General features: G+C 72.6%; 24 protein-coding genes. 7 read left to right on the forward strand and 17 right to left on the reverse strand.

Annotated features, from left to right (window positions below):
• Positions 1–144: 144 nt before the first annotated feature.
• On the reverse strand, positions 145–1,170 hold the full coding sequence (locus tag OC439_RS02210; RefSeq protein WP_262011934.1) for a methyltransferase: 1,026 nt from the start codon (positions 1,168–1,170) through the stop codon (positions 145–147).
• 161 nt (positions 1,171–1,331) lie between these two features.
• Between OC439_RS02210 and OC439_RS02215 the strand changes: the two genes are divergently transcribed.
• Positions 1,332–2,195: a TauD/TfdA dioxygenase family protein gene (locus OC439_RS02215; protein WP_262011935.1), complete on the forward strand. Its 864-nt coding sequence runs from the start codon at positions 1,332–1,334 to the stop codon at positions 2,193–2,195.
• A gap of 7 nt (positions 2,196–2,202) precedes the next feature.
• Here the strand turns inward: OC439_RS02215 and OC439_RS02220 are convergent, their stop codons facing one another.
• Entirely contained in the window at positions 2,203–3,414 is a 1,212-nt protein-coding gene (locus OC439_RS02220; protein ID WP_262011936.1) for a cytochrome P450, read from the reverse strand.
• Between the two features lie 157 nt (positions 3,415–3,571).
• Here OC439_RS02220 and OC439_RS02225 point away from each other — a divergent pair, with 157 nt between their 5' ends.
• Together OC439_RS02225 and OC439_RS02230 are read left to right on the forward strand one after the other, a co-directional pair.
• A complete protein-coding gene (locus OC439_RS02225; RefSeq protein WP_262011937.1) occupies positions 3,572–4,735 on the forward strand; it encodes a nucleotide disphospho-sugar-binding domain-containing protein in 1,164 nt (387 codons plus the stop codon).
• Between the two features lie 10 nt (positions 4,736–4,745).
• Positions 4,746–5,948: a cytochrome P450 gene (locus OC439_RS02230; protein ID WP_262011938.1), complete on the forward strand. Its 1,203-nt coding sequence runs from the start codon at positions 4,746–4,748 to the stop codon at positions 5,946–5,948.
• Positions 5,949–5,952: 4 nt separating this feature from the next.
• Here OC439_RS02230 and OC439_RS02235 read toward each other — a convergent pair whose 3' ends face one another.
• Positions 5,953–7,362: a condensation domain-containing protein gene (locus OC439_RS02235; protein ID WP_262011939.1), complete on the reverse strand. Its 1,410-nt coding sequence runs from the start codon at positions 7,360–7,362 to the stop codon at positions 5,953–5,955.
• Positions 7,363–7,427: 65 nt separating this feature from the next.
• Here OC439_RS02235 and OC439_RS02240 point away from each other — a divergent pair, with 65 nt between their 5' ends.
• The 3 genes from OC439_RS02240 (at position 7,428) to OC439_RS02250 (ending at position 9,802) form a co-directional block, all read left to right on the forward strand.
• Complete coding sequence (locus tag OC439_RS02240) at positions 7,428–8,108, forward strand: 4'-phosphopantetheinyl transferase family protein (protein ID WP_262011940.1); 681 nt, start codon at positions 7,428–7,430, stop codon at positions 8,106–8,108.
• Positions 8,109–8,182: 74 nt separating this feature from the next.
• Positions 8,183–8,476 carry a phosphopantetheine-binding protein gene (locus OC439_RS02245; protein ID WP_232236583.1) on the forward strand — a complete coding sequence of 98 codons (294 nt, stop codon included), beginning with the start codon at positions 8,183–8,185 and terminating at the stop codon, positions 8,474–8,476.
• A 12-nt stretch (positions 8,477–8,488) separates the two neighbouring features.
• The gene (locus OC439_RS02250) at positions 8,489–9,802 is read left to right on the forward strand and encodes a glycosyltransferase family 2 protein (protein WP_262011941.1); all 1,314 of its coding nucleotides are present in this window, start codon (positions 8,489–8,491) and stop codon (positions 9,800–9,802) included.
• A gap of 13 nt (positions 9,803–9,815) precedes the next feature.
• Here the strand turns inward: OC439_RS02250 and OC439_RS02255 are convergent, their stop codons facing one another.
• The 4 genes from OC439_RS02255 to OC439_RS02270 form a co-directional block, all read right to left on the reverse strand.
• Entirely contained in the window at positions 9,816–11,054 is a 1,239-nt protein-coding gene (locus OC439_RS02255; protein WP_262011942.1) for a beta-ketoacyl-[acyl-carrier-protein] synthase family protein, read from the reverse strand.
• A 65-nt stretch (positions 11,055–11,119) separates the two neighbouring features.
• Positions 11,120–11,380, reverse strand: coding sequence for an acyl carrier protein (locus tag OC439_RS02260; protein ID WP_013286876.1), 261 nt, complete (start codon positions 11,378–11,380; stop codon positions 11,120–11,122).
• A gap of 96 nt (positions 11,381–11,476) precedes the next feature.
• Positions 11,477–12,730, reverse strand: a complete 1,254-nt coding sequence (locus tag OC439_RS02265; protein ID WP_262011943.1) for a cytochrome P450 — start codon at positions 12,728–12,730, stop codon at positions 11,477–11,479.
• On the reverse strand, positions 12,721–13,683 hold the full coding sequence (locus OC439_RS02270) for a PaaX family transcriptional regulator C-terminal domain-containing protein (protein WP_262011944.1): 963 nt from the start codon (positions 13,681–13,683) through the stop codon (positions 12,721–12,723). The genes OC439_RS02265 and OC439_RS02270 overlap by 10 nt, the downstream gene beginning before the upstream one ends.
• Before the next feature lie 237 nt (positions 13,684–13,920).
• Here OC439_RS02270 and OC439_RS02275 point away from each other — a divergent pair, with 237 nt between their 5' ends.
• A complete protein-coding gene (locus tag OC439_RS02275) occupies positions 13,921–15,282 on the forward strand; it encodes a PHB depolymerase family esterase (protein WP_262011945.1) in 1,362 nt (453 codons plus the stop codon).
• Positions 15,283–15,360: 78 nt separating this feature from the next.
• Here the strand turns inward: OC439_RS02275 and OC439_RS02280 are convergent, their stop codons facing one another.
• From OC439_RS02280 to OC439_RS02325, 10 genes are all read right to left on the reverse strand, one after another.
• Positions 15,361–16,116, reverse strand: a complete 756-nt coding sequence (locus tag OC439_RS02280; protein WP_194799048.1) for a GntR family transcriptional regulator — start codon at positions 16,114–16,116, stop codon at positions 15,361–15,363.
• A gap of 88 nt (positions 16,117–16,204) precedes the next feature.
• Positions 16,205–17,407 carry a dipeptidase gene (locus OC439_RS02285; protein WP_262011946.1) on the reverse strand — a complete coding sequence of 401 codons (1,203 nt, stop codon included), beginning with the start codon at positions 17,405–17,407 and terminating at the stop codon, positions 16,205–16,207.
• Between the two features lie 29 nt (positions 17,408–17,436).
• Positions 17,437–18,426 (reverse strand): ABC transporter ATP-binding protein, encoded by a 990-nt coding sequence (locus tag OC439_RS02290; RefSeq protein ID WP_262011947.1) that lies wholly within the window; start codon positions 18,424–18,426, stop codon positions 17,437–17,439.
• The gene (locus OC439_RS02295; RefSeq protein ID WP_262011948.1) at positions 18,410–19,393 is read right to left on the reverse strand and encodes an ABC transporter ATP-binding protein; all 984 of its coding nucleotides are present in this window, start codon (positions 19,391–19,393) and stop codon (positions 18,410–18,412) included. The genes OC439_RS02290 and OC439_RS02295 overlap by 17 nt, the downstream gene beginning before the upstream one ends.
• On the reverse strand, positions 19,390–20,226 hold the full coding sequence (locus tag OC439_RS02300) for an alpha/beta fold hydrolase (RefSeq protein ID WP_262011949.1): 837 nt from the start codon (positions 20,224–20,226) through the stop codon (positions 19,390–19,392). The genes OC439_RS02295 and OC439_RS02300 overlap by 4 nt, the downstream gene beginning before the upstream one ends.
• A complete protein-coding gene (locus OC439_RS02305; RefSeq protein ID WP_262011950.1) occupies positions 20,223–21,404 on the reverse strand; it encodes a M24 family metallopeptidase in 1,182 nt (393 codons plus the stop codon). Before OC439_RS02305 ends, OC439_RS02300 begins: the two co-directional genes overlap by 4 nt.
• A 2-nt stretch (positions 21,405–21,406) precedes the next feature.
• Positions 21,407–22,288: an ABC transporter permease gene (locus OC439_RS02310; protein WP_262011951.1), complete on the reverse strand. Its 882-nt coding sequence runs from the start codon at positions 22,286–22,288 to the stop codon at positions 21,407–21,409.
• Between the two features lie 61 nt (positions 22,289–22,349).
• Entirely contained in the window at positions 22,350–23,303 is a 954-nt protein-coding gene (locus OC439_RS02315) for an ABC transporter permease (RefSeq protein WP_194799043.1), read from the reverse strand.
• 34 nt (positions 23,304–23,337) lie between these two features.
• Positions 23,338–24,963, reverse strand: coding sequence for an ABC transporter substrate-binding protein (locus OC439_RS02320; RefSeq protein ID WP_262011952.1), 1,626 nt, complete (start codon positions 24,961–24,963; stop codon positions 23,338–23,340).
• Positions 24,960–25,659 (reverse strand): dipeptidase (locus tag OC439_RS02325; protein ID WP_262011953.1); only part of this gene is annotated, 700 nt, incomplete at its 5' end. The genes OC439_RS02320 and OC439_RS02325, both read right to left, overlap by 4 nt.

The following is a 25,659-nucleotide window of genomic DNA, read 5'->3' on the forward strand; positions in this document are numbered from 1 at the left end:
AAATGTCGTGACCGCATTCTTCAGCACATTGCCCGAAGCACCAAGAAATCCGCCGTTTGACCCACGGCCGCCATGTCGATGCATATACGTCAATGTTCGGGCGCACGGGACGGCACCGGACAGGTACGACCCGCCCCGGCCGGGTCAGGCGCCGGCGGCGAACTCCATGAGCGTCAGCCCGTCGGTGCCGTGGTAGGTGCGCCGGGGCGTCAGCCCCGCGGCGGCGGCCAGCGCGGCGAACTCCGGCACCCCGCGCTCCCGGCCGCCGACGAGCACCAGCATCCGCAGGTCGTACGGCGACAGGTGCGGCACGTGCGGCATCGTCGGCAGCACCTCGATGACGAGCACCCGGCCGGTGGTCCCGGCCGCCTCGGCGCAGCGCCGCAGGATCGCGGTGGCGTGGGCGTCGCTCCAGTCGGTGAGCGCGCGGGAGACCACGTACACGTCGGCGCCGGGCGGCAGCGGGGCGAAGAAGTCCCCGACCACGGTCTCGGCCCGGTCGGCCAGCCCGCACGCGGCGAACGTCGCGGCGGCGGTGGCCACCGGCTCGTCGCGGTCGACGAGCGTGCCCCGCAGGTGCGGATGGGCGCCCAGCACCTCCCGCAGCAGCCCGCCCGCGCCGCCGGCCACGTCGACCACGTGGCCGGCCTCGTGCCAGGGGTAGAGCGCGGCGACCTCCGGCGCGGTGAACCGCTGCTGGCTGAGCATCAGCGCGTCGAAGTAGGCCCGGTGGTCCGGGTGGGCGTCGAGGTCGGCCCAGAAGTCACGCCCGTGCACCTCCCGGTAGCCGGGCCCGCCGGTGCGGATCGCGTGCGGCAGGCCCGTCCAGGCCAGGTCCATCCGCGCGCCGAGCCCGGCGAGGTCCAGGTAGGCGCCGTGGCCGCCGCCGTCGCGGTCGCAGAGCAGCTCGCCGACGTCGGTCAGGCCGAACACGTCCGGCGACACCTCGACGAACACGCCCCGGTGCACGAGGTAGCGCAGCAGGCGGCCCAGTGCGGCGGCGTCCGCGCCGCAGGCGTCGGCCAGCTCACCCAGACCGGTGACGCCCGCGGCGATCCGGTCCGGCACGCGCAGCGTCACCGCCGTGCGCACCGCGAACGGGGTGGCCAGGTCGGTGAGCCGGTCGAGCCGCTCCCTCGCGTCACCCTCGATCGGGGCATCGATCGACACCGGCGCCTCCTCCCGCGTCGCGGGCCGGCACCGCCGCCCCCGCCGGTGCGCATGCTTCCAGGCGTACGGCGGGTGAGTCAACGACGACGGCTGGTGAGGACATTCATGGACGTGGAACAATTCGCGGGCCAGCCGAGGTGCGCAGACCGGAGGGATCATCGATGACCACATCCATCGCGGCCGAGGTCCGGCTCGTCTCCGGCGCGCTGGGCGCCGAGGTCCACGGCATCGACCTGAACGCGCTCACCGACGAGGGCTTCGCGCTGATCCACGACCTGCTGCTCAAGCACCAGGTGGTCTTCCTCGCCGGCCAGACCGGGCTGACGCCGCAGGCGCACGTCGCGTTCGGCCGCCGCTTCGGCGAGGTGGAGCTGCACCCGTACCTGCCCCGGCTGGACGGGCACCCGGAGATCGTCGTCATCGACTCCGCCGACGGCGGCAAGGTCGACGTCTGGCACACCGACATGACGTTCCACCAGAGCCCGCCGATCGCCTCGATCCTGCACCTGATCCAGCTGCCCGAGGTCGGCGGCGACACCATGTGGACCAACCAGTACCGGGTCTACGAGGCGCTCTCCGCGCCGATGCGGGACCTGCTCGACGGGCTGACCGCCATCCACGTCATCCGGATCGGCACCGAGTTCACCAGCCGGGCCGAACACCCGGTGGTCCGGGTGCACCCGGAGACCGGGCGCCGCTCGCTGTACGTCAACCGGCTGTTCACGTCGCACATCCCGCAGCTGACCCGCAACGAGAGCGACGCGCTGCTGGAGCACCTGTTCACCTTCTCCGAGAGTCCCCAGTTCACCTGCCGCTACCGGTGGCGGACCGGGGACGTCGCGGTGTGGGACAACCGGGTCACCCAGCACTACGCCGTGAACGACTACGACGGGCTGCGGCGCGGGCAGCGGATCACCGTGCTCGGCGACCACCCGACCGGCGACGAGCCCCGGTGGGAGCACTACGTGCCGGCACCCGGCGAGCGCTACTGGCCGGGCCGGGTCAACGCGGTGGAGAGCTACTGACCGCCGGTCACCAGGTGACCGGGAAGGAGGCGATGCCGCCGTTCATCCGGTCGTGCCGCCACGGGATCTCCGCCAGCGGCACGGCCGGCGACAGCGCCGGCATCCGGGTCAGCAGCGCCCCGAGCGACAGCTCCACCTGCATCCGGCCCAGCGCCGTGCCGAGGCAGAAGTGCGGCCCGAAGCCGAAGGTCAGGTGCGGTACGCCGGGCCGGCGGTCGATGTCGAAGACGTTCGGCTCGGGGAAGAACCGGGGGTCGCGGTTGCCGGCCCACGGGATCGCCATCACGCAGTCGCCGGCCCGCATCGCGACCCCGCCGAGGACCAGGTCCTCGCGAACCACCTGCACCCGGAACATGGCACTCACCGACGTGTAGCGCAGGATCTCGTCGGTGGCCGCGGCGAGCTTGCCCGGCGCGGCGCGCAGCTTCGCCAGCTGCTCCGGGTGCTGGAACAACGCGCGCAGGCCCGCGCTCGTCGAATTGATCTCCAGCCCGCCCAGCAGCACGCCCATGGCCAGCTCGACCAGTTCGGCGTCGACCAGCTCGTGCGCGCCGCCGCCGCGGACCCAGGCCGAGAGCAGGTCGTCGCCGGGCTCGGCCCGCTTGCGCGCCAGCTGCCCGGCCAGGTAGTCCCGCAGCTCGGCCTGCGCGGTCGCGGCGGCGGCCGAGCCGTACGCGGTGACCGAGTTGAGCCCCTCGATCCAGGCGTAGAACCGGGGCCGGTCGGCGGCCGGGACGCCGAGTACGTCGCACACCACGAGCACCGGCAGCGGCGCCACCAGTCCGGCCACCACGTCGGCCGGACGCGGACCGGCGAGCATGGCGTCGACCAGCTCGTCCACCAGCCGCTGCACCCGGGGCCGGAACGTCCCCGTGCGCCGGGCGGTGAACGCGCGGCCGGCCACCCGCCGCACCACGGCGTGCGCCGGGCCGTCCATGTTCAGCTCCCGGTGACCGCCGCCGTCCGGTGTCGCCGTCGCGCCCAGCGGCAGCCGGGAGAAGCGGGGGTCGGCCAGGACGGTGCAGCAGTGCTCGTAGCCGAGCACGAGCCAGGCCGCCCGCCCGTCGGGCAGCCGAACCCGGCTGACCGGCTCGGCGACGACCATCTCCAGCAGCTCGGCGGGAAGGTCACCGGTGAACGGTTCGAACGGATAGGAACGCAGCCCGGAATTGACTGTCACCGGGCCGCCGGGCGGCTGATCGCGGTCCACCTCGGACATCGGCTAAGAGTCCAGCATCGGTTAGTCCGGCGTCAATATCCGCCGCGTGCGTTCGCGGCCTTCCGCGTACCGGTGTCGATCCCCTAGCATCGGTTCTCCAGGGCTGCCGTTTCGCCGCGCGGATTGGTGGGATTTGACTGCGCCGCTGCGAATTCTGATGTCGACGTGGGGCTGGCGGTCGCATTTCTACAGCCTGGTCCCGCTCGGCTGGGCGTTGCAGGCCGCCGGTCACGAGGTACGGGTGGCGAGTCACCCGTCGATGGCCGCCACGATCAGCGCGGCCGGGCTCGCCGCCGTACCGCTGGGCGCGGACGTCGACTTCGCCGAGGCGTTCGCCGGCCGGATCGGCGCGGTGGCCCCGCTCGCCGGTTCCGCGCCGGCCGGCGCCGTCGAGCCGGCGATCACCGCCGACGGCGGGGTGGTCCGGTTCGCCGACGCCGTCCTCGACGACATGGTCTCGTACGGCCGGTCCTGGCGGCCGGACCTGGTCCTCTGGGAGCCGTTCAACCTGGCCGCGCCGGTGGCCGCCGCCGCGCTGGGCGTGCCGGGTGTGCTGAACCTGTGGGGGCCGGACTCCTCGACCACGCTGCGCCTGGACCCGGACGAGGTGGTCGGGCCGCTGGCCGCCCGGTTCGGGTTGCGCGCCGCCGACGTGCCGCTGGACGGCGTCCTGACGCTCGACCCGGTGCCGCCGCCGATGCAGGTGCCGATGCGGCGCCCCGGCCGCCCGGTTCGGTTCGTGCCGTACAACGGTCCGGCAGTGGTGCCGGACTGGCTGCGCCGCCCGGCGGACCGGCCCCGCGTGTGCGTCACGGCGGGCACCATGATGGCCGGTGCCGGGCTGCACGACCGGCTCGACCTGGGCGGGGTGATCCGCGCGGTGGCCGGGCTCGACGTGGAGGTCGTCGTGGTGGTCGAACCGCGCCAGCACGAGGGGCTGGGTCCGCTGCCGGCCCGGGTCCGCCTGGTCGACGGGCCGCTGGCGGTACGCCTGGTGCTGCCCACCTGCGCCGCGCTCGTGCAGCAGGGCGGGGCCGGCACCACCATGACCGCGCTCGCGTACGGCGTGCCGCAGCTCGTCCTGCCCCAGGTCAGCGACCAGCACTTCAACGCCGGGAGGCTGGCGGTCGCCGGCGCGGGCACGTGGCTGGCGGGCGAGCGGGCCACCGCCGACGCGGTCCGGGACCACGTCGCCGAGCTGGTCGGCGACGGGCCCCGGCGGCGGGCGGCGGCGCTGATGCGTGACCGGGTCCGCGCCATGCCCGCCCCCGCCGACCTGGTGCCGACGCTCGCCGCTCTGGCCCGGGGCGGCCCGATCTGAGGAGTCGCAGATGACGCAGGACCCACCCGCCATCCCGTACCCGCTCGCGCCGGCTCCGACGATCTACCACCCGTCGCCGGACTACACCCGGATGCGCGAGTCGTGCCCGGTGGCCCGGGTCGAGCTGCCCGACGGGGCGTGCGCGTACCTGGCCACCCGGCACGCCGACGTGCGCCGGGTCTTCACCGACCAGCGGTTCAGCCGGGCCGCCGCGGCCGGCCCGGACCGCCCGACCCGGGAACTCGGCTCGCTCGCCGAGGACTCGCTGATCGGGATGGACCCGCCGCGGCACACCACGATGCGCCGGGCCGTCTCGCACGCGTTCACCGTCCGCCGGGTGGAGGAGCTGCGCCCGACGGTCGCGGCGCTGGTCGACCGGATGATCGACGACCTGGAGGCGGCCGGCCCGCCCGCCGACCTGATCACGCACGTCTCCGGTCCCCTGCCGATCTCCGTGATCAGCACGCTGTTCGGCATCCCGGAGCGGGACCGGGAGCGGGTACGCCGGTGGTCGGACGCGCTCGTCGGCGACTGGGACGCCGACCCGGACGCGCCGCGGGCGGCGCTGGAGGCGTTCCGCGAGCTGATCGACCAGCGGCGCCGCGAGCCCGGCGACGACCTGATGAGCGCGCTCATCGCGGTCTGGGACGACCACGACGACCTGACCGAACGGGAGCTGGTGTCGGTCACCGCCGGCATCTTCGTGGGCGGGCACGAGACCACCACCAACCAGCTCAACCTGTTCCTGCTGGTGCTGGCCCGCCATCCCGAGCAGCTCGCCGGGCTGCGCGGCGACGATCCGGTGGCGGTGGCCCGGGCGGTCGAGGAGCTGTCCCGCTTCATCCAGCTCGGCGACAACGGGGTGCTGCTGCCCCGGGTCACGACCGAGGAGGTGGAGCTGGGCGGCGTACGCCTGCCGGCCGGCGCCGCCGTGCTGCCGGCGATCGCGTCGGCCAACCGGGACGCCACGGTGTTCCCCGGCGCGGACACGCTCGACCTGGGCCGCGTGCACAACCCGCACCTGGCGTTCGGCGCCGGCCCGCACCACTGCCTGGGCGCGGCGCTGGCCCGGATGGAGTTGCAGGAGGCGCTGGGTGCGCTGCTGCGGCGACTGCCGGGGCTGCGGCTCGCCGTCGACGAGGCGGAGCTGCGGTTCCGGCCGGGGCTGGTGGTGCGCAGCCTGGAGTCGCTGCCGGTGACCTGGGACCGGTGACCGGTCAGCCGCCCGCCGACCCGGGGACGACCCGGGTCGGCGCGGCGGGGTCGAGCGCCGCCTCCACCGCAACCTCCTCCACGCCGCGCAGCAGCCGTTCCGCCTGCTCCTCGGTGAAGCAGCCGAAGTCGAAGATGACCTGGAGGTGGACCGTCTCCGGCTGGTCCTCGACGGTGATGAAGACCTGCTCGGGCAGGTGGTCCAGCGGGCCGTCCCAGACCAGGAACGTCTCGTCGGCCCGGCGGCGGATCCGCTCGGCGGTCACCGGGTCGTCGTGCAGCCCGTCGTCGGCCGCCTGCCGGGTGGTCACCCGCCGGTCGTTGATCCGGCAGCTGATCCGGGCCGGGTACCCGCGTTCGGCGTCCAGCCGGTCCGAGACCTCGGCGAGCTGCGCCGGGTCGTAGTAGGCGTACTTCCCGGCGGAGACGGCGGCTCGGCGGGCGCGCGCCACCACCTCGTCCACAGTGGAGTCCGCGGTGTCGACGCGCAGCACGCCGTTCTGGCTGAGCGGGGCGATGGCCTCGGCGAAGCCCGGCCGGAACCGGTTGCCGACGATGAGCTTGGCGGTGAGCGGGCTGACGCCGGTGGCCCGGCCGATCGCGATCGCGATGACCGCGAGCAGCACGCGCGAGGTGTCCGTGCGGGTCCGCGCCGCGATGGCCCGCACCGCCAGGTACGCCGCGGGCGAGCTGAACCGGCCGTGCCAGTACCGGTGGCCCCGGCGCCCACCGGCCGCCGGCTCGCCGAACGTCAGCGGCGGGACGTCCCGCAGGTGTTCGGCCCAGTGGCGCACGGCCCGGTCGCTGAGCCGGCGCAGCGGCGGCGTCTCCTCCCGCCGGCCCAGTTCGAGGATCTGCACGGTACGCGGGTCGGCTACCCGGCGGACCGGCCGGCCGGCCAGGCCGAGGTCGGCCAGGATGAGGGACGTGGCGGTGCCGTCCACCACGAGGTGGTCGATAGTCAGCACCCGGTGCACCAGCGCGCCGCGGTGCCGGATCACCGCCATCCTCACCGACCAGTCCCGGTAGAGGTCGTAGTGGCTGAGCAGGCGGGCGTGGCCCAGGTCGTAGGCGAACGCGGCCACGTCGGCCGGGTCCGCGTCGTCGGGCACGTCCACCACGTCCAGGACCGTCTCGCCGCTCCCCGACACGACCTGGCACGGGCCGCCGCCGTCGCCCGCGCCGAGCCGCATCCGCAACGCCGGGTGCCGGGCCATCAACGCGGCGAACTCGGCCACCACCTGCTCGATCGTGACACCCGGGGGCATCGGGTGGGCGCCGCTGACGTTGTGCGTCCAGCCGGTCTCCCGCATGTCCTGCATGATGGCCTTCTGCCCCCAGGTCAGGGGCGCGGTGCCGGCGCCCGGCCCGGCGAACGCCACGGGAACCTGGGCCTGGACCGTCTGCGCGAACACCCGCTCATCAGAGCAACGCGCATCGGTATGTGTCAACGTGACGGCGCACGGTTACGCTGCCGTCCATGCGGGACGCCGTCCGGGTCTGGATCGTCGCGGTGGCGGTGCCGGCGGACGAGCTGGCCCGGTACCGGGCGGTGCTCGACGCGGACGAGCGGGACCGGGCCGCCCGGCTCGGCGCCGGGGCGCTGCGGGACCGGTTCACGGTGGCGCACGGCGCGCTGCGCGTCCTGGCCGGGCGGGCCACCGGTGCGCCACCGGCGGCGCTCACCTGGCGCCGGGGCCGGTACGGCAAACCGGCGCTGACCGGCCGGTGGAGCGGCCTGCACACGAGCCTGTCGTACTCCGGCGACCTGGTGGCGGTCGCGCTCAGCGAGGGCCGCCCGGTCGGGGTGGACATCCAGCACGTCGCGCCGGGTGGTGACCCGGTGTCGGCGTCCGCGCGCTTCTTCGACCCGCGGGAGGCCCGGCACGTCGCCGCCGGACCGGACCCGGCCGGCCGGGCACTCCGGTTCACCCGGCTGTGGGCGCGCAAGGAGGCGGCGGTCAAGGCGGCCGGGGGCCGGCTGTGGCCCAACCTCGCCGTGCCGGTGCACCGGGTCGACGTGGTCGAGTGCGTCGAGCCGACCGGCCCGAACCGGCTCGCCGACCTGCCCACACCCGCCGGGTACGCGGTGGCGGTCGCGCTCGCCGGCGACCGGCCGTACGCCGTCGAGTGCCGCGTCGGCCTCGGTCACGATCGGTGACGCTCGCCGCACCCGTTGACACCTGCCGATGTCCCCTGCTCTGATGACTCCATGCCGACGCGCATGATCGACTCGTGGGACGCCCGGTGCTAGAACACGACGCGCCGGCCGACGCGCCGCCCCGTGACCAGGTCGTCGACCGCCTGACCGTCCTGCTGACCCGCATGCTCCGGCCGGACGCGCCGGTCACCGAGCAGACCCAGCTGATGGACGACCTCGGCCTCAGCTCCTCGCTCGGCCTGGAACTGCTGCTGTCGCTGGAGGACGAGCTGGAGATCCAGATCGACGTCGAGGAACTCGACGAGGATCGGATGGCCACGCTCGGCGACCTGGCCGACTACATCACCGCCAACTCCACCCCGCGCTGAGCAGGCCGAGACGTGGACCGGCCCGGCCTGAGCGTGGTGGTGCCCGCGCACGAGAACGGCTCCGCGCTCGACGCGACGCTGCGGTCGCTGACCCGGCAGACGCTGCCGACCGGCGACTTCGAGGTGATCGTCGGCGACGACGGCTCGGCCGTGGCACTGGGCCCGGTGGTGGACGCCTACCGGGACCGCCTGCGGATCGACTACGTCCGCAGCGAGCGGAACCGGGGCCGCAGCGCCAACCGCAACGCGGCGGCGGCCCGGGCCCGCGCGGACACGCTGATGTTCCTGGACGCCGACACGGTGGCCCATCCCGGGCTGCTGAAGCGGCACCGCGACTTCCACGCCGGGCGAGCCGGGCGGCCCGGGGTGCTGCTCGGGCAGCGGTACGACCTGGACTGGGCCGGCGCGGACGCGCTGCGCCGGGGCGACCCGGTCGCCCCGGCGATGCTCGACGCCGAACGCGGCGACCCGCGGTTGGAGGACATCGCCCTCCCGCAGCGGACGGACGACTTCCCGAGCGCGCCCTGGGTGCTGGGCCTGACCCACAACGCGTCGGTGGACCACGAGTCGTTCCGGCGGGTCGGCGGCTTCGACGAGGCGATGGTGAAGTGGGGCTTCGAGGACCTCGACTTCTTCTACCGGGTGTTCCACCTGCACGGCGCCCCGGCGGAGCTGTTCCGGCTGGACGTCGACGCGCTCTCGTACCACCTGCCGCACTTCCGCAAGACGTCGAACGGGCTCGCCTCGATGGACAACATGAAGTACCTGCTGCGCAAGCACCTGCGCTACGACGTCGAGGTGCTGTACGGGCTCAACACGTTCGGCCGGCACCTGGGCCGGATCCGGCTCTACGGCCAGGCCATCGAGGCGTACCGGGCCGGTGGGCTGGGCCGGCCGGACGTGCTGCCCGCGTCGTTGCGCGAGGAGCTGGCGGCGAGCGCGGCGCTGGTCGTCGGCAACGGCGTGTCCGCACTGGACCTGGGCGCCGGGTCGCACACGTACGACCACGACGCGCCGGTCGGCGAGACGAACTCCCACCTGCTCGGCACCGTGCTCCAGCAGTTCAAGGCAGGTGCGCTGGACCTGATCGTCAACGTCGACATGTGGCGGTGCCTGCTCCCCGAGGACCTGCCCGCGTTCCTCACCCGGGGGCTGCTCAAGGCCGACCGGATCGAGCTGGTTGCCACCCGGACCGGCCCGGACCAGCGCGCCCTGCTGCCGGTGCCGCTGGTCGCCGACCTCGACTACGTGGCCGAGATGCTGCGCCCGCACTTCACCGTCGCCGTCGCCGCGTACGACGCCGCGACCGTGATCACGCTCCGCTGAGGCACGCCGCCGCTCAGGCGGGGCGGGCCAGGACGAGGCTCACGTTGTGGCCGCCGAAGCCGAACGAGTTGGACAGCACCGCGTCCACCGCCACCGCCCGCGCCTTCTCGCGGATGTGGTCGACCTCGCCGTCGCGCTCCGGGTCGTCCAGGTTGTGGGTCGGCGGCAGCAGGCCGCGGCGCAGCGCCTCGACCGCGATCGCCGCCTCGATCACGCCGGAGACCCCGAGCATGTGCCCGGTCACGCCCTTCGTCGAACTCAGCGGTGGCGGGGCGGCGCCGTAGACCTCGGCGAGCGCGGCCAGCTCGGCGGCGTCCCCGGCCCGGGTGCTGGTGCCGTGCGCGTTGACGTACCCGATGTCGCCGGGCAGCAGCCCGGCGTCGCGGACGGCCATGCGCATGCAGCGGGCCGCGCCGGCGCCGTCGGGGCGGGGCGTGGTCGGGTGGTGGGCATCGTTCGTGGCGCCCCAGCCGAGCACGTCGGCGTGGCGGTGGGCACCGCGCGCGGCGGCGTGCGCGGCGCGTTCCAGGACGAACACCCCGGCGCCCTCGCCGAGGACGAGCCCGTTGCGGCGGCGGTCGAAGGGGCGGCTCGCGGCGGCCGGGTCGGCCCAGCCGCGGGCGAGCGCGCGGGCGTTGCCGAACGCGTCGGCGAACGTCGGGAACAGCGGCGCCTCGGCGCACCCGGCGAGCACCACGTCCGCCTCGCCGGCGCGCAGGATGCGCAGCGCCTCCCCGATCGACTGCGCCCCGGCCGCGCACGCCGTGCCGATCGACGACGTGTAGCCGTGGATGCCGAACTTGATCGCGATGCGGGCCGCGCCCATGTTCGGCAGCGTGCCGGGCAGCATGTACGGGCTGACCCCGAACCGGCCCCGCCCGGCGCGGGCGAGCACCTGCTCCTCCAGCGTGGACAGGCCGCCGACGCCGGAGACGACGACCGCCACCCGGTACGGATCGACGTCCTGGCCGATCCGCAGTCCGGCGCCGGCGAGCGCGTCCTCGGCGGCGCGCAGCACCATCACGATCGACCGGTCCACGACGCGGGACTCCGGGCCGGGCAGCACGCTCGCCGGGTCGATCGCCGGGGCGAACGCGGCGACGTCGACGACGCCGTGCAGCGGATGGCCGGCCGGCGGCCGGGTGAGCCCGGACCGGCCGTCGCAGACCGCGTCGAACACCTCGGCGGCGGTCGCGCCGACCGGGCTGACCAGTCCGATCCCGGTGACGGTGACCGGTTCGCGCACGCTCACCGGACCCGCCGCGCCGGCGTGGGCGCCGGGACGCCGCGCGGCCGGGTGCCGTGCCCCGACATCGGTCAGTGCGCCGAGGCCGGTGCGATGCGCGCCGCCACCGTCCGGCTGAACTCGCCGACGGTCATCATGGCGAGGTCCTCCGCCTCGTCGTCGTCGAAGGCGACCCCGAACCGGTCCTCCACGCGTACGGCCAGCTCGGCCAGGCCGAGGGAGTCCACGTCGAGCCCGGCGGGCCCGAAGACGGTGTCGTCGTCGACGTCGGAGACGTCGTACTTCATCTCGGTGAGTGCGGCGAGGAGGAACGCGCGGATCTCGTCGGTCATGTCCGGTGTTTCCCTTCCACGGTGTCCTGGCGGCGCGCTCGACCTGCTCAACGGAACGTGTGAGGCGCGGAGCGGACACTCCGCGTAGCATCGACCTTACTCGATCGGGTTGGTTTGGCAAGGTGCCCGACCGGTCAGCCGTACCGGTAGCCGGTCGTACCCGCGCAGCATCAGTGCGCGGCGCGGGCCGGGCTCGGCGGCCAGCGCCGGGAAGCGGTCCAGCAGCCGGGGCAGCACCAGCCGCCCCTCGGCGCGGGCCAGCGTCGCCCCGAAGCAGTAGTGCGGCCCGGCGCTGAACGCCAGGTGCCGGTTGTCGGGGCGGGACGGATCGAACCGGTCCGGGTCGGGGAAGCGGCGCGGGTCCCGGTTCGCGGCGCCGGTCAGCACCACCACGGTCCGGCCGGCCGCCACCGGGAGACCGGCGACCTCGGCGTCCTCGGCGGCGTAGCGGACCGCGAAGTGCACAGGCGGCTCGTACCGCAGGATCTCCTCGACGTACGACGCGGCCAGCGACGGATCGGCGCGCAGCGCGTCCCGGGCGTCCGGCCGCTCGGTGAGCAGCACCAGCCCGTTGCCGAGCAGGTTCGCGGTGGTCCGGAACCCGGCGTTGTACATGATGATGAGGTTGGCCAGCAGCTCGTCGGAGGTCAGCCGGCCGGGTTCGTCGTCCAGGCCGCGCAGCAGCGCCGAGACGAAGTCGTCGCGCGGCGCCGCCCGGCGCGCGGCGACCAGGCCGGTGAAGTACGCGGTCAGCTCCGCCGCGGCCACGTTGGCGGCCCGGACCTCGCGCATGGACCGGCGGCCGATCTCCAGCACCGCGTCGAACGCGCGGACCCGGGACGGGAACCACTCCCGGTCCGCCTGCGGCACGCCCAGCAGCTCACCGATGACGTCACTGGGCAGCCGCAGCGCGAAGCGCGCCATGAAGTCGACCGGCCGGCCGTCCGCGCCCTCGGCGGCGAGCCCGTCGAACAGGTCGTCGGCGATGCGCCCGATGGCCGGTTCCAGCGCGGCGACCCGGCGCGGGGTGAGCGCCTGGGAGAACAGGTGCCGGACCCGGAGATGGTCGCCCTCGGCGGCGTTGAGCATCGACGACTGGAGGATCCGGATCACCTGGTGCTCGCGCCAGCGCACGCCGGCCCGGTCCAGGTACTCGGCGCCGAGCACCCGGAAGACCGGGTCGCGCAGCACCCGGTTGACCGCGTCGTACCCGTGCACGACGAGCGCGTGCGGGTCGGCGGGCCGCAGCGCGACCGCCTCCCCCGCCTCGTGCAGCCGGGCGTAGAACGGGTACGGGTCACGCCGTACCTCGTCACCGAGCAGCTCGTCGAGGGAGATGGTCACGCGCATGGCCGCTCCTCGCGAATGCCGGCGAGCATGTCGGCGGTGGTGTGCGCCCGGATGCCCGGCGGCACCGGCTCGGCGAACCGCGCGACGACCGCCCGGACGTGGGTCTCGGCGGCGTCGGCCAGGCCGTCGTAGACGGCCGCGAACAGGTCCCGGGCGGCCCGGCGCGGCCATCCGGCGGGGAGCAGTTCCAGCGGCAGTCGCGGGTCGAGCGTGGGGAACCGCCGGTACGTGTCCATCACCTCGGTCCGGGCCCGCACGGCCGCGGCGCCGTCGACGGTGCCGAGCCGCGACACCATCGGGGTCCACCGGCGCAGGAACGCCTCGTACTGTCCGCTGATCGCGTCGACGTCCCAGGCGTCCACGGGGGCGCGCTGACCGATCGCGTCCAGCGCGTCCTGCCGGCCCCGGAACACCGTGACCGCGCCGAGGGCGAGCGGGGCGAGCCGGGCCCGCGCGGGCGCGGTCAGCTCGTACGGCGAGATCCACAGCCCGTCGTAGAGCGGCGCGAAGCCGAGCCAGCGCAACTGGCCGCGCAGCGCCCGGCGTTGCGCCCCATGGTCCTGCGGCAGCGAGAAGGCGACGACGGTCCAGCATCCGTCCCACGTCTGGACGTCGGTCGTGGAGGCGATGATCCAGTTACCGCCGGCGGACAGGTACTCGGCGGCGGAGCGGCTGAGCCGGTAGAAGCTGTTGCGGCCCTGCCGGCTGCCCTCCAGCACCCCCCGGCGGGCCAGCCGGCTGATCGCGGTACGCGCCCCGGCGCTCGTCACCCCGGCCTCGCCGAGCAGGGCGACGATCGCCGCGGACGGCAGGTCGGCGCGGGTGCGCAGCGTGTAGTCGGCGAGCAGGGTCACCGCGACGCTCTGCGGCGAGGTGCCGGCCTGCCGCCGGGGCAGCCGCGCGGCGGGCCCCTCGTCCGGGTAGATCTCCTCGATGTCGAACGGGTTTGCCACGCGCGCTCCGGGCTCGGCTCAGGGACGGTGCACCGACTGTAGACGAACGCCGCCGCAGCTCATCGGAGCGCATCGATTGACACTTCAGCGTCCGGCGGGAACACTATGTGCCACACGACGGAGCCGGGCCGGGCGAGACACGTCAATGGGCGAGACGCGACACCGCGGCGGTCCGGGCCGCCGGCGCGGCGCGCGCCCGCCCGTCACCGCCCGCACAGGGCGATCGAAGGAGATTCCGTGAGAATCAGAGCCAAGATGGTGGTGGCCCTGGCCGCGTCGCTGGTGGCGGCCGGCCTGGTGATCCCCGCCGTCCAACCCGCGTACGCGGCGTCGCTGACCGAGGTGACCAGCTTCGGCGACAACCCCGGCCGGATGCGCATGCACGTCTACGTCCCGGACACCCGCCCGGCCCGGCCGGCCACCGTGGTGGCCATGCACGGCTGCGGCGGCTCCGGCCCCGGCTTCTACTCCGGCAGCGAGTTCGCCGGGCTGGCCGACCGGTACGGCTTCATCGTCATCTACCCCAGCGCGACCCAGCAGGCCGGCTTCGGCAACTGCTTCGACACCTGGTCCGACGCGGCCAAGCGGCGCGGCGGCGGCAGCGACCCGGTGTCGCTCATCTCGATGGTCCGCTACGTCCAGCAGCAGTACGGCGCCGACCCGGACCGGGTCTACGCCACCGGCAGTTCGTCCGGCGGCATGATGACCAACCACATGCTGGCGCTCTACCCGGACGTCTTCAAGGCCGGCGCGGCGTTCATGGGCGTGCCGTTCAACTGCTTCGCCGGCGCCGCCGACTATCCCCCCGGCTCCAGCCAGTGCACCGGCGGGAACATGAACCGCACCCCGCAGCAGTGGGGTGACGCGGTCCGCCAGGCGTACCCCGGCTACACCGGGCCCCGCCCCCGGGTGCAGTTGTGGCACGGCACCAACGACACGCTGGTGCCGTACTCGCTGCTCCAGGAGACGATCGAGCAGTGGACGAACGTGTTCGGCCTCAGCCAGACGCCCACGTCCACCGACACCCCGCAGTCCGGCTGGAACCGGCGGCGCTACGCCGACGGCACCGGCACCGTGCAGGTCGAGGCGTACAGCATCCAGGGCGCCGGGCACAGCCTGCCGTCGGCCGGCATGGCCGCGGCCGCGGTGGCGTTCTTCGGCCTGACCAGCACGCCCAGCCCGACCGCCACGGCCAGCCCGACGGTGTCGCCGAGCCCGACCGTCTCGCCGAGTCCGACCCTCTCGCCGACGCCCGTCCCGACCACCCCGCCGCCCGGCACCGGCGCCTGCTCGGTGAGCATCGAGCTGAACGCCTGGAACAACGGGCTGACCGAGAACATCACCATCACCAACACCGGCACCGCCGCGGTGAACGGCTGGTCGCTGACGTTCACGCTGCCCAGCGGCCAGACCATCACCTCGGGCTGGAACGCCTCCTACTCCCCCGCCTCGGGTCAGGTGACCGCGCGCAACCTCGCGTACAACGCGGTCATCCCGGCTCGCGGCTCGACCACCATCGGCTTCCAGGCCACGCACACCGGTAACACCGCCCGGCCCGGCTCGTTCAGCCTCAACGGCTCACCCTGCACGCTCGCCTGACCGGCACTCCACACTCCGGCGTTCCTTCCCACGGCGCCGGGGGCGGCCCCGCGACCCGAGAGGTCGCGGGGCCGCCGTCTACTCGGCCGGCGAGGCCGGTTCCGGCTCCCCGCCGCGACTGATCCGCAGGGTCAACACGTCGGTGCGAACCGTGATGTGGCCGTGGAACAGCGGCGCGCCGCCCGTCCCGTAACCGACCTGGGTCGCGGTGACCAGCGGGTGTCCGATCGCCACGCCGAGCCGCTCGGTGGCCTCCTCGTCGGCGAGCACCGCGGAGAGTTCGATCTCCGCCCGCCGCACCGGCATGCCGGTCGCGCTGGCCAGGAACTCGAACATGTCCAGGTCGATGCTGAGCAACCCGGACGGGTCGAGGTCGCGGCCGTCGAAGCGCAGCGGCAGGTGATCACGGATCCAGGCCGCCGGTACCCCGTCCACGGCGAAGAGCCGGTCGACCCGCCACACCGGCGAGTCCGGCTCCAGGCCGAGGACGCGGGCGCAGTCGGCCGGGCACTTCGCCCGGCTGACCGCCGCGTCCTGAAGCGTCGGACGGTGGCCCGAGGCGGTGATCCGGTCCCGCAGCGCGGTGACGTCCCCGATGGACACCGGCACCCGTTCGGCGTCGTCGTGCACGAAGGTGCCGATCCCCCAGGTCCGGGTGACCACCCCCTCGGCGACGAGCTGCCCCAGCACCTCGCGCACGGTCGCGCGACTGACCTCCAGACGCTCGGCCAGGTCCCGCTCGTTGGGCAGCTTCTCCCCCGACCGGAACTCGCTGCCGATCAGCTGCCGTAGCCGGCCGTGCGCCGCCTGTAGCGCGGTCTCCCGCCGAGCCATCCGCCCTCACCTCATCACTGCCCGCCGCCGCGTCGGCGTACGGAGTGTAGTTCGTCCGCGTGCGCTCAGCCGATCACCCGGGACGGCGTCACCAGACCTGCTCCAGCACCCGGATCGTGTTGCCGCCGATCACCTTGGCGATCTCGTCGTCGGAGTAGTCGTGCGCCACCAGCCAGCCCACGATGTTGCCGAACGCCTCGCCCGGATTCTCCAGCCCGGACACGTACTCCACCCGCGGGTGCTGCGGACGGTTGCCGGCGTCGTGGGCGTAGTTGCCGGCGTAGGTGTCGTGCACCCCCACGTGGTCGCCGAACATGGTGTCCGGGCCGAACGTGACGTGGTCGATGCCGACCAGGTCGACGCAGTAGGTGAAGTGGTCCATCACCGACTCGATCGAATGGTGCTGGTGCGCCTGCGAGAGCGTGGTGTGCGGGGCGGCCTCGACGCCGATCACGCCACCTCGCTCGGCACAGGCCCGGATCACCTCGTCCGGCTTCATGCGGGAGGTGTCCCAGACCGAGCGGGCGCCGGCGTGGGTGATGAACACCGGCACCCGGCTGGCCTCGATCACATCCAGGCAGGTCTGGTCACCGGAGTGCGAGATGTCGATGGCGATGCCGAGCTTGTTCATCCGGTCCACCGCACGCCGGCCGAAGTGCGTCAGCCCGCCGTCGTGCTTCTCCGACAGGCCCCCGCCCAGCATGTTCGCCTGGCTGTACGCGATGCCGAGCTGGCGTACGCCGAAGCCGTAGAGGATGTCGATCCGGTCCAGCTCGTTCTCGATCGGACTGCTGCACTCCAGGCCTGCGACCAGGGCCAGCCGGCCGTCCCGCTTCGCGGCGTGGATGTCGTCCAGGGACGTGGCCAGGAAGACGTGGTCCTGCTTGTAGAGGTCGCTCATCCGCATCCCGAGGGCGTAGACGAGGTCGTTCCACTTCCAACCGTTCTCGCTCGTCACACAGGAGGCGCCGGCCATGAAGTTGTCGAAGACGGCGGTCAGGCCCGAGCGCGCCAGCCCCTCGTACCCGGTGCGCTGGCGGGCGGTGCGGTTGTAGGCCCGCAGCTCACGGACGTCGGCGGGCAGGACCACCGGATGCTCGTGCAGCGAGATGGCGGCGTGCTCGGTGAGCAGCCGCGTCACCCGCGCCCGCTGGGCGTCGGTCAGGCCGAGGTCGTGCTCCGGCACCCGGCCGATCTCCTCGGCCAACGTGAACACCCGGTAGTCCGAGTGCGGTTCCAGGTACGAGTACGACCTGTGACCCTTGTACCGGGGGGCGGGTTCTTGCAGCAAGACGCTTCTCCTTTGGCGATCGCCGGCCGTCACGCGGCCAGCGGGAAGTGGCAGGCGACCGGATGCGGCCCGGCGGCCAGCGGCGGCTCGGTACTGGCACAGGTGTCGGTCGCCTGCCAGCAGCGGGTCCGGAAACGGCAGCCGGAGGGTGGGTCGACCGGGCTGGGCGGGTCGCCGGCCAGCAAGATGCGCTGCCGCTGCCGCCGGCCGGCCGGGTCCGGCACCGGCACGGCCGACAGCAGCGCCCGGGTGTACGGGTGCCGGGGCGACTCGTAGAGGTTGGTCTCCGGGCCGGTCTCCACGAGCTTGCCCAGGTACATCACGGCGACCCGGTCGGAGATGTGGCGCACCACGGACAGGTCGTGGGCGATGAAGACGTACGCGACGCCGAGTTCCTCCTGGAGCCGCTCCAGGAGGTTGACCACCTGCGCCTGGACCGACACGTCCAGTGCGGAGACGGGCTCGTCGCAGACGATCACGTCGGGGTTCAGCGCGAGCGCCCGGGCGATGCCGATGCGCTGGCGCTGCCCGCCGGAGAACTGGTGCGGGTAGCGGTCCAGGTGCAGGCCGGGGTCGAGACCGACCAGGTCGAGCAGCTCCTTGATCCGCTCGACCCGGCGCCGGCGGTCCAGCACGTCCGGGTGGATCTCGAACGGCTGGAGCAGGATCTCCCGGATCGTGCGGCGGGGGTTCAGCGACGTGTACGGGTCCTGGAGCACGATCTGGATCCGCCGGCGCAGGGCCCGCAGCTCCCGCCCCCTGGCCTGGTGCACCACTGACGTGCCGAAGCGCACCTCGCCGGAGGTGGGTTGCTCCAGCCCGACGAGCATGCGGGCCAGCGTGCTCTTGCCGCAGCCGGACTCGCCCACCACGCCGAGCGTCTCGCCCCGGCGCAGGTCGAAGGAGACACCGTCGACGGCTTTGACCACGCCGCCGGAGGCGAACGGGACCCGCCCCTTGAGCGGGAAGTGCTTGACCAGGTTCTCGACCCGCAGCACGACCTCATCGGCGGGTGGCATCGAGCACCTCCTCGTGGTGGTGACAGGCGCTGGCCCGGTCGGCCGGCAGCGCCCGCAGCGGCGGCAGGGCGATCCGGCATTCGTCGGTGACCCGGTGACAACGCAGGTGGAACGGGCAGCCGGCGGGGAGCCGAGCCGGGTTGGGCGGAGCGCCGGGAATCGCGTAGAGCTGCTCGTCGCGCCGGTCCACCCGGGGCATCGAGTTGAGCAGCCCTTCGGTGTAGGGGTGCGCCGGACCGGCGAAGATCTGCTCGACGGTGCCCCGTTCGACGATCCGGCCGGCGTACATCACCGCCACGTCGTCGGCGACCTCGGCGACCACGCCCAGGTCGTGTGTGATCAGCAGCAGGCCCATTCCGCTGTCCCGCTGGATCTCCGCGAGCAACTCCATCACCTGGGCCTGCACGGTCACGTCCAGGGCGGTGGTGGGCTCGTCCGCGATCAGCAGGGCCGGTTCGAGGGCGATCGCCAACGCGATCATGATGCGCTGGCGCATGCCGCCGGAGAACTGGTGCGGGTAGTCCCGGATCCGGTCCTTGGCCGCCGGGATCCGCACCCGGTCGACCAGTTCGACGGCGCGGCGCCGGGCGTCGGCCCGGGACATGCCCCGCCGGACCCGCAGCACCTCCACGATCTGGTGTCCGACGGTGAAGACCGGGTTGAGCGCGGCCATCGCGTCCTGGAAGACCATCCCGATCTCTTCGCCACTGACCCGCTCCCGCTGCTTGCGTGGCAGGGTCAGCAGCTCCCGGCCCCGCAGCTGGACCGAGCCGGCGACCGTCGCCGGCGGGACGTCGAGGATGCCCATCACCGCCTGCGCGGTGACGCTCTTACCGGAGCCGGACTCACCGAGGATGGCAAGGGTCTGGCCCGACTCGACACGCAGCGACACCCCGTTCACCGCGTTCACCGGGCCGGTCGGGCCCGGGAACGCGACCCGCAGGTCGGCGATCTCCAGCAGGCTCATCGGAGCACTCCGGCCCGGCTGAGGAAGTCCCGCACCACCTGCTGGAACCGCTCTGGCTCCTCCAGCTGCGGCGAGTGGCCGGAGGACTCGAAGACCACCAGCTCGCCGTGGGGCACCAGGTCCGCGATGACCTGAGAGGCGGCCACCGGGGTACGCCAGTCGTGCCGGCCCACAGTCACCAGGGTCGGGCACGTGATCGACGGCAGCTTCGGCTTCAGGTCGTAGCGGGGCATGTTCTGCCCGAAGGCGGCGTTGTGGGTGCGGTAGTGGAACCGGGTGGCGGCCAGCCGCGCCTCGTCCTTGGCCGGGTCGTGCCGGTGGTCGTAGAGCGGCAGGATCGCTCGCCAGTACTCGCGCAACTGCTCGTTGCTCTCGAACCGTCCGGTGCCGATCCGGCCGATGACCCACTCCGGGATCACCGAACGGTCGGTGTTGCGGGCCCGCTCCACCGCCAGGTGGTCGTGTGCGGTGTCCGCGGCGGTGTCGCGCAGCACCAGCGCGGAGACCCGGTCCGGGTGGGCGATGGCGTACTCCATGGCGATGAACCCGCCGTACGAACCGCCGGCCATGACGATCGTCTCGTAGCCGAAGTGCGCGCGGATGGCGTCCACGTCGGCCACCCACTGCTCGTGGGTGAACGGTCCGTCGTCGCTGGACTCGCCGGAGCCGCGGGCGTCGAAGACGATGACCCGCATCCGGTCGGCGAACGGGCCGAACGAGCGCTTCGGCTCCTGGCGGGAACCGAGGCCCGGGGCACCGTGGTGCACGATCATGGCCGGACCGTCGACCGGGCCGAACGCCTCGACGACCAGTTCCGCTCCGTTGATTCTCATCGGATCCCCTCGATGATGTTGGATGCCAGGTCACGCGGGTACCGGGTGAGCCGGCGCGGGCCGTCGTCCTGCACCAGGACCGTGTCGGAGATGCGGTAGCCGGCGTGGCCGGGCACGTAGACGCCGGGCTCGCTGGACAGCAGCATCCCGGGGGCGAGCACGGTGTGGTCCCCGTCGGAGACCCACGGCGCCTCGTGGTTCTGCAACCCGATGCCGTGGCCCTGCCGGTGCCGGATGTAGTCGCCCAGCCCTCGGTCCCGCAGGACGTCCAGGCAGATCCGGTTGACCTCGGCGCAGGTACGGCCGGCGACCATCGCCTGGGTGCCCACTTCCTGGGCCTCCCGGTCGGCCTCGTAGTAGCGCACCTGCTCGGCGCTGGGCTCGCCGATGACGAACGTCCGTTCGCTCTCCACGAACCGGCTGGCCACCGCCGCGCCGAGGGAGAGGATCAGGGTGTCGCCCGGCTGGAGCCGCCGACGGGTCGGCAGGCCGTGCGGCAGGGCGGAGTTCGGGCCGGCGTAGACCAGCCCGCCGGCCAGCTTGGTGGTGTAGACGACGAGGTCGTAATCGGCGTACATCCGGTCGGTGCCGTAGCCGATCACGTGCCGGGCGATCTCGTCCTCGCGCGGCAGCGGCCCTCCGGCGGCGAGCGCCTCCTCGATCAGGGCCCGTCCGGCGGCCAGCATCTCGTCGCAGATCCGCGCGGCGGCCTCGTGGAACGGGATCTCCTCGGGGAACTTGCGCAGCCGCAGCGCGGCGACCGCGTCCGTGGTCTCCAGGGTGGCCCCGTCGATGGCCCGGGACAGCGCCCGGAACGTGCCGACCGCCAGGCCCGCGCCCACGCCGATGCGGCGGACCGGACCACCCGGGCGGGGCAACGCCGAGGCGAGCGTCTCCTCGGCGGTGACCACGCCCGGGTACTCGAAGTAGGTGAGGGTCGGGACCGTCACGCCCTGCTGGGCCGCGTACTCCTCGTCGAGGCGCGGGATCACCAGCAGCGGATCCCCCGCACGCGGCAGCCAGAGATACACCGGACGTTCGGTGGCGATGTAGAAGAAGCCGCTGAGGAAGGCGACCTCCGCCGGCGAGGTGGCCAGGAACCCGTCCAGGCCACGTTGTTCGAGCGCCTCGGCGAGCCGGCTTCGGACGCTGTGGTAGAAGCTCTCGGGCAGTCGCATGGTCAGCCTCCGTTGCGACGGGGGTCGCGGGTGTCGTTGAACCGGGTTCCGGCGAGGGTCGCCGCCAGCACCAGGAACAAGATCGCCAGGGACGGGAAGAGCGTCTGCCACCAGGCGATCGCGATCGTGCCGCTGCGCTGGGCGTTGAGCAGGATCCGTCCCCAGGACCAGGCGTCCGGGTCGCCGAGGCCGAGGAAGCTCAGGCCCGCCTCGGAGATCACCGCCCGGGAGGCGGTGAGCAGCACGCTGACCACCATCAGCGAGACGACGGCGGGCAGGATCTCCCGGGTGACGATCCGCCAGCCGGTGGCCCCGAGCACCCGGGCGCCGTCGATGTAGGGCATCGCGCTGATCACCAGGCCCTGCGACCGGATCAGCCGGGCGACCTCGGGCCAGGCGAAGAACCCGATGATCAGGGTCAGCGTCGTGACGCTCGGGCTGACCACCGCCGCCAGCATGATCATCAGCGGCAGGGTGGGCAGCGCCAGCATCACGTCGGTGATCACCGTGGCGACCGCGTCGAACGGCCGGAAGTACGCCGCGGCCAGCCCGATCGCGGTGCCCAGCACGATGGCGAGCAGTGACGCGGCCAGGCCGATCACCATGCTGGTCCGGGTGCCCCAGACCACCTGGGCGAAGATGTCCTGCCCGAGGTCGTCGGTGCCGAACCAGTGCGCCCCGGAGGGGGGTTGCAGCACGTCCGCGCCCGCGCCGGCGGGCTCGTCGGCGATCAGCGGCGCGAAGATCGCCAGCAACGCCATCACGAGCAGCACCAGCACGGACAGCGCCACGACGGGCTGACGCAGGTAGCCGGAGAGGAAGGACCGCTTGGGCGCGGCCGGGGCCGGCGGCAGCGCCTGCTCGGTCAGCACGGGGGCACTCACGGCACCCTCCCTTCGGTGGCGGCGGACGGATCCGGGCGACGTGCCGCGACGCTGCGCGCGTTCACAGCCGGATCCGGGGGTTGAGGACCGCGTAGAGCATGTCGGTCAGGGCGTTGGCGATCACCACGGTGACGGCGAGCATGATGAACGCACCCTGGATCACCGGGTAGTCCTGCTGCCCGACCGCCTCGTAGATCAGCCGGCCGACCCCGGGGTAGGCGAAGACCGTCTCGGTCAGCACCGCACCGCCGACCAGGGTGCCCAGTTGCAGGCCCATCAGGGTCAGTGCCGGCAGGATCGCGTTGCGCAGGCCGTGCTTCCACACCCGGCGCCGGGCCGAGAGACCACGCGCCTGCGCGGCGCGGATGTAGTCCTCGCCGAGGACTTCGATCATGTTGGTACGAAGGGTCAGCGCGTACGGGCCGAGCTGCACCAGGACCAGGGAGAGCACCGGCAGCACCAGGTGGTGGGCCAGGCTCAGGTAGGCCGCCGCGCCCCGGGTGTCCGGGTCGATCGCCCCACCGATCGGGAACCAGCCGAGCTGGGCGCCGAAGAAGACCAGCAGCAGGATCGCGACGCTCGGCACGAACAGCGCGTTCGCGCTGATCCCGAAGCCCTGCAACGCGCGGTCGAGCCACTTGCCGCGGTTGACCGCGGCGGCCACGCCGATCGGGATACCGACGGCGATGGTCAGGACGAACGCGCTGCCGGCCAGCAGCAACGTCCAGGGCAGCCGGTCGAGGATGATGTCGGTGACCGGCTGGATCTGGCGGAACGAGATGCCCAGGTTGCCCTGGACCAGCTCGCGCAGGTACGACACGTACTGCTCCCACAGCGGACGGTCCAGGCCGTACGTCTTGAGCAGTGCCGCCTGCATCTCCGGTGTCATGTCGCCCTCGACCATGAGGGTCGTGGGGTCCCCCGGCAGGAGCCGGAGCAGAAAGAACGTCGAAGTGATCGCAATCCACACGGTCAGGACGGCCTTCAGTGCCCGGCTGAGCACGAAACGCGCCACGGGGGACCCCTCCTCTCCCTCTAGGTTGGGTGGGTTACTTGACCGGGGTGACCTGGGCCAGCGAGTACGCGGTGACCATGCCGAGCAGGTCCGACGGCGACGGGACGAAGCCGGTGAACTTGCTGGCGTTGTAGGCGAACTGGAAGTTCTCCACGTACAGCGGGGTCAGGTACGCCTGCTCGTGCACGACCTTGTCAATGTTCTTGATCTTGGTCTTGAACGCCTCCGCGTCGGTGGTGCCGGCCGCGTCGTTGATCAGCGCGTCCATCTCCGCCGACTCGAGCAGGTTGTAGTTGATGCCACCCGGGTTGCTGGACAGGTAGGTGCTGCGCAGCTGGTCCATCGGGTTGTCGAAGACACCCCACTGCGAGGCGTCGATGTCGTACTCGCCGTTCTTGGTGCGGGTGAGGAAGGTGTTCCGCTCCACGCACTCGTTCTCCAGCTTCACGCCGGCCTTGGCCGCGCTCTCCCGGAACAGCTGCACGACCCGGGTGATGTTGGCGTTGGACTGGTCGCACGCCACGCCGAACGTCAGCTCGTCGAAGAAGCCGTCGTTGTTGGCGTCCTTGTAGCCGGCCGCGCTCAGCTTGGCCTTCGCGCCCGCCGGGTCGAACGGGTACGGCTGCAGCTCGGTGTTGTCGTACTCGGAGAAGATCGGCGAGATCGGGCCGGCCATCTGCTGGCCGTCGCCCTGCAGCACGGCCGAGATGATCGCCTTGGTGTCGACCGCCATCGACAGCGCCTGCCGGACGTCCTGGTCGGCGAGGTACTTGTTCTTCATGTTGTAGGTCAGGTGCGCGAAGCCGAGGGCGCCGACCTTCTTCAGCTTGATCTTGTCGTCGTTCTCGAAGGTCTTCGCCGCCGAGACCGGCACCGGGGTGCCCATCATGTCGATGTCACCGTTGCGCAGCGCCAGCATCATGGTGTTCACGTCCGGGTAGACCCGGTACTCGACCTGGCTCACCGCGGCCTTGCCACCCGGCGCGAGCGGGTAGTGCTCGTTGCGCTTCATGACGTAGCGCTGGCCCTTGGTGATGCTGTCCAGGACGAACGGCCCGGCGCCGACCCAGTTGGAGTCGTTGGCGAACTTGGACAGGTCACCGGCCGGCTCGAAGATGTGCTTCGGCACGACCGACATCCAGAAGCCGACGCCCTCGGCGAACGGCGCGTACGGCTGGGAGAGCTTGAACTTGACGGTGGTGGCGTCCGGCGCCTCGACCGACTCGACCCAGGTCAGCTTCGCCGCGACGTTGCCGAGCTTGTACTTCATGATCGACTCGGCGGAGAACTTCACGTCCTCGGCGACCACCGGCTTGCCGTCGGTCCACTTGAAGTCGTCGCGCAGCACGAAGACGGCGGTCTTGCCGTCGTCCTCGTAGCGGTACTCCTTGGCCAGCTCCGGCGACTTCTTCGCGTTCTCGTCGATCCGCAGCAGGTGCGGGTACATCGCGTTGAGGATCCACGAGTCCGTCTTGCTCAGCGACTGGAGCGGGTTGAAGTTGCTCACGTCGGTGGTGGTGCCGATCCGCAGCACCGAGTCCGACGACGAACCACTGGAGGAGGACGTCTCCTCGTTCAGGCCGCAGCCGGAGACACCGAGCGTGGCCGCCACGCCGAGCGCGACAGCGAGCCGCCACCGACCCTTGACTGTCTTGTTCACCAAACCTCCTGAAGAACCCGGATGATGTTGCCGCCGATGACCTTGGCGATCTCCTCGTCGGAGTAACCGTGCGTGACCAACCACCCGACGATGTTGCTGAAGCACTCCGCCGGGTTCTCCATGCCACTCACGTACGGAACCCGAGGGTGGTCCACCACGCCGTGGGCCTTTCCGATCGCCAGGTGCTGGGTAAAGCTGTCGTGCAGTCCGACGTGGTCACCGAAGTTGGTGTCCGGACCGAACGCGACGTGGTCGATGCCGACCAACTCCACGCAGTAGGTGAAGTGGTCCATCACCGACTCGATCGAGTGGTGCGGGTGGTCGCCCGAGAGGGTGGTGTGCGGAGCGGCCTCGATGCCGATCACGCCACCCCGCTCGGCACAGGCCCGGATCACCTCGTCCGGCTTCATCCGGGGGGTGTTCCAGACCGAGCGGGCACCGGCGTGGGTGATGAACACCGGCACCCGGCTGGCCTCGATCACGTCCAGCGACGTCTGGTCGCCGGAGTGCGAGATGTCGATGGCGATGCCGAGCTTGTTCATCCGGTCCACCGCACGCCGGCCGAAGTGCGTCAGCCCGCCGTCGCGGTCCTCGGAGAGGCCGGAACCGAGCATGTTCGCCTGGCTGTACGCGATGCCCATCTGGCGTACGCCGAAGCCGTAGAGGATGTCGATCCGGTCCAGCTCGTTCTCGATC

Origin of the sequence: Micromonospora sp. Mcm103, from assembly GCF_024519755.1 — a bacterium.
In the GTDB taxonomy this organism is placed as follows: domain Bacteria; phylum Actinomycetota; class Actinomycetes; order Mycobacteriales; family Micromonosporaceae; genus Micromonospora; species Micromonospora aurantiaca.